This is a genomic window from Hydrogenophaga sp. (genome assembly GCF_051007235.1).
In the GTDB taxonomy this organism is placed as follows: Bacteria; Pseudomonadota; Gammaproteobacteria; order Burkholderiales; family Burkholderiaceae_C; genus Hydrogenophaga.
In genome coordinates this window covers 1-3,842 of sequence record NZ_JBPCSJ010000473.1, presented here as the reverse complement: position 1 = coordinate 3,842, position 3,842 = coordinate 1, and the positions used below count along the sequence as shown (strand labels likewise).

The 3,842-nt window shown below is 64.8% G+C and carries 4 protein-coding genes and 2 tRNA genes; 2 read left to right on the top strand and 4 right to left on the bottom strand.

Features of this window, described 5'->3' with window-relative positions:
* Window positions 1-541 (top strand): fumarate hydratase C-terminal domain-containing protein (locus ACR2JA_RS16710; RefSeq protein ID WP_434010203.1); only part of this gene is annotated, 541 nt, incomplete at its 5' end.
* Complete coding sequence (gene murI / locus ACR2JA_RS16705) at window positions 538-1,365, top strand: glutamate racemase (RefSeq protein ID WP_434010202.1); 828 nt, start codon at window positions 538-540, stop codon at window positions 1,363-1,365. The genes ACR2JA_RS16710 and murI, both read left to right, overlap by 4 nt.
* Before the next feature lie 8 nt (window positions 1,366-1,373).
* Here the strand turns inward: murI and ACR2JA_RS16700 are convergent, their stop codons facing one another.
* From ACR2JA_RS16700 to ACR2JA_RS16685, 4 genes are all read right to left on the bottom strand, one after another.
* Window positions 1,374-2,684: an MFS transporter gene (locus tag ACR2JA_RS16700; RefSeq protein ID WP_434010201.1), complete on the bottom strand. Its 1,311-nt coding sequence runs from the start codon at window positions 2,682-2,684 to the stop codon at window positions 1,374-1,376.
* Between the two features lie 89 nt (window positions 2,685-2,773).
* Window positions 2,774-3,397 carry a DUF6806 family protein gene (locus tag ACR2JA_RS16695; RefSeq protein ID WP_434010200.1) on the bottom strand — a complete coding sequence of 208 codons (624 nt, stop codon included), beginning with the start codon at window positions 3,395-3,397 and terminating at the stop codon, window positions 2,774-2,776.
* 45 nt (window positions 3,398-3,442) lie between these two features.
* Window positions 3,443-3,531 (bottom strand) — tRNA-Leu (locus ACR2JA_RS16690).
* Between the two features lie 105 nt (window positions 3,532-3,636).
* Window positions 3,637-3,712: transfer RNA gene (locus tag ACR2JA_RS16685), tRNA-Gly, on the bottom strand.
* Between the last annotated feature and the right edge of the window lie 130 nt (window positions 3,713-3,842).

Here is a 3,842-nt window from a genome sequence, read left to right as displayed (position 1 = left end):
GGGCGACACCCTGCTGCTCAACGGCAAGATGCTGACCGGTCGGGACGCCGCGCACAAGCGCATCCAGGACATGCTGGCCAAGGGCGAGCCGCTGCCGGTCGACTTCACCAACCGCGTCATCTACTACGTCGGCCCGGTCGATCCGGTCAAGGACGAAGCGGTCGGCCCCGCCGGCCCCACCACCGCCACCCGCATGGACGGCTTCACCGAAATGATGCTGGCCCAAACCGGCCTGATCGCCATGGTCGGCAAGGCCGAGCGTGGCCCGGTCGCTATCGAAGCCATCAAGAAGCACAAGAGCGCCTACCTCATGGCCGTGGGCGGCGCAGCCTACCTGGTGTCCAAAGCCATCAAGACCGCCCAGGTCGTGGGCTTTGCCGACCTGGGCATGGAAGCCATCTACGAGTTCGACGTGGTGGACATGCCGGTCACCGTGGCGGTCGACGCCGGTGGTACCAGTGCGCACATCACCGGCCCGGCCGAGTGGAGCAAGCGCATCGCCACGGGCGAATTCAAGGGCATTTCCGTCGCCAGCGCTTGAGCCATCCCGGTCACACCGTCGGCGTTTTCGACAGCGGGGTCGGCGGCCTGAGTGTGCTGCGGGCCTTGCTGGCCGAACTGCCCCATGCACGCTTCGTCTACGTGGCCGACCGTGCCTATGCGCCCTATGGTGAACGCACGGCCGACGAGGTGACCGAGCGGTCGCAGCGCATCGTGGCGCAACTGCGGCGCGAGACCCCACTCGACGCCCTGGTGGTGGCCTGCAACACGGCCACCGCACTGTCCATCGACGCGCTGCGCCACACCCACCACGACCTGCCTTTCGTGGGCGTGGAGCCTGCGCTCAAGCCCGCCGCGGCACTGAGTCGGTCGAGGCACATCGGGGTCATGGCCACGCGTGGCACCCTGGCCAGCGCTCGTTACCACAAGCTGCAGGAACGGCTGGAACATGCGGGCGATGGCGCACACCCGCCCCACTTCCACAACCAAGCCTGCGATGGGCTGGCCGACGCCATCGAGCGCGGGGACCAGGCACTGACCGGCACGCTGTGCGAACGTTACGTCGCCGCGCTGCAGCAACAGACGCCTGCCGATGCCCCCATCGACACCCTGGTGCTGGGCTGCACCCACTACCCGTTCGAGGCCGAGTTGCTGCAACGCCTGTGCGGCCCGTCGGTGCGGCTGGTGGAGACCGGCGCCCCGGTGGCACGCCGCACCCGCGAGGTGCTGCACGAGCGCTCACCGCTGTCCTGCGCTGCCCTGCCCCGGTTGACCCTGCTCTCGACCAGCGAGCCCGAAGCACTTGGTGCTGTTGCCCGGCGCTGGCTGGGCATCGAGACACCTGCGGCGCACTGGGTCTGCTGACGAGCCGCTCAGCGGCCAGCGCCACCTTGGAGGGCACGTGCGCGGCCGCGTGCCATGTCCACAGGCCACAGCAGCAACAGCCCTCCGACGAACAACAGCGCCGTCGCCGCAATCGCAACCCGCTGGTTGCCACCCGAGGCCCAGGTGATGGCCCCGTAGCTCAGCGGACCGAGGATGCTGGCCAGTCGGGTGGCAAACGTCCACAAACCATAGAACTCAGCCAACCGCGTCGGCGGCGCCAGCAACCCCGCCATGGCCCGGCCAGCCGACTGGCTGGACCCCATGCACACCCCAGCGATGGCCGCGGCGTACCAGAAGCCGCCCTTGGTGGTGGTCAACGCCGCGATCACGCAGGTCACCACCCAGCCCAGCAGCGTCACGGCCAGGGCACGCTTGTGGCCCAGGCGGTCCTGCCCGTAGCCAAAGGCAAACGCGCCCAGAGCAGCGGCAATGTTCAACACAAAGATGAGCACCATGGTCTCCTGCTGGACGAAGCCGATCACCTGCTCTGCGTAGATCGCCGCCAGCGTGATCGTCACGGCCACACCGCCCTGGTACGCCACCGCGCAGGCCAGCAACCACATGAAGTCGCGGTAGCCCCGGGCCTGCACGAAAGTCGCCCGCAACTGCCGCAAGGCATCGCGCCAACGCAGCGTTGGAGCCGTGGTCTGCGCAGGATTTGCACGCTCGCGCAGCAGGGAAAAAGTCACCGTGGACGCCAATCCGAACAGGGCGGCCGTGATGCCCATCGTCACGGGCACGAAATCGGCCGCTGTCTGGCCGCGCGATTGCGCCCACAGCACATAAGCCAGGCTCAGACCCAGCGCCAGCATGCCGCCCAGATAGCCCAGGCTCCAGCCCCATCCGCTGACCTTGCCCATGGCGTCGGGTCGCGCCAGCTCCGGCAAAAACGCCGCCGCCAGAGACTCCCCCCAGGCAAAAAACACGTTGGAGACCGCCACCAGCACCATGCCCAGCAATATGGCACCAGGGCCCACTGCAGACAGTGCAGCAGTGCCCAGCACGCACCCCGCGGTTGAGACCAACATCAGGCGCTTCTTCGCGCCGCGCTGATCGGCCCAAGCCCCAATCATCGGCATGCTGAACATCACGATCGCGTTGGAAATACCGAGGGCCAGCGTCCACGCGAACGTCGCCCACTCTGTGCCGCCCGCCACAGCCCCCACGAAATAGGCGGAAAAGACCGCAGTGAGCACCACCGTGGTGTAGCCCGAGTTGGCGAAGTCGTACATCGCCCAGGCAAACACCTCGCGCTTGCGCACGCCAGGGTTCAGGGCATCGGGGGAAAACAGGACCATGACCGCTCCAAGAGCGCCGCGAAGCAGCGTCTGTGCGCGGCAGTCCAGCCGCTAGAGCGCGACGATGCGCTCAGGCCTCAGCACACCACTCAGTGCAGGTGCCGCGGCTTGCGCGGACCACCGTGGCCCGAAGGGCCGCCGTACCCACGCGGAGGTTTGCCCAGCTGCATGGAGTTGACCAGGGCGTCAAAGCGCTGGTTGAACAGCTTGTCGATGGAACCCACCACCTCGCCCAGTTCGGACGCATCGAAGTGCCGCTCCATCATGTGCACCACGTCCTGCACCAGCAGGTCGCGCTGCACCTGCATGATGGCTGCCGGCGTCGGGCCAACGAAACACATCATGAAATCGTCACGGGCCTCTTCATCCTCTGGCGCTTCTTCCTCGTCGAACTCGGTGTCGTAGAAGGAAATTTCCAGCGGCGCACCGGCCGAAGCGATCTCGTTGAGGCCCATGCAGGCCTCTTCGATCACCTGACGGAAGTCCTCGTCGCCCGGTACCGTCCAGCACATCTGCAGCACATGGGCCTCGGCGTCGAAACGGATGCCGGGCTCGTCTTCATAAGCGCTCTCGGCTGCTGCAGCCAGCGAACGGGCGCCGGCGTATTGCCACAAAGGCTTGAGGGCGTCCTGAATCTGGTTGAACACCACGTCATCCCGCAGCGGCACATCTCCATGCACATGGATTTCGAAGGGCGCGTTGTATCGTGTCATGGAAACTCACTGTACCGGCGACGCCGGGAAAAGCCTAGAGCCTGCTGGTGCCTCGAACCGGACTTGAACCGGTACAGCCCGTGAAGGCTGGCGGATTTTAAGTCCGCTGTGTCTACCCATTTCACCATCGAGGCAAGCGGGCCATTGTCGCAGGTTCACCCATAGGGCTGCCCTGGCGGCGGCAGGTCTGCCAAGAGCAGAAAGACAAACGGGAAGCCAAGCTTCCCGTTTGTGGAGTGTGGAGCGGGAAACGAGATTCGAACTCGCGACCTCAACCTTGGCAAGGTTGCGCTCTACCAGCTGAGCTATTTCCGCAATTTCAAAATTGTTTTCATCGTCCCTTGCGTTTAGCGGATGCAAATATACGAGCGTTTCTTTTTCCTGTGCAAGTGTTTTTTAAATTTTTTTACAAAAAAAATTAAGTCAATCAACAAGGGTGGATTTT

Coding starts and splice junctions, on each gene's coding strand:
- ACR2JA_RS16700 (WP_434010201.1), bottom strand. CDS start 2,684: ATGGTCCTGTTTTCCCCCGATGCCCTGAACCCTGGCGTGCGCAAGCGC.
- ACR2JA_RS16695 (WP_434010200.1), bottom strand. CDS start 3,397: ATGACACGATACAACGCGCCCTTCGAAATCCATGTGCATGGAGATGTG.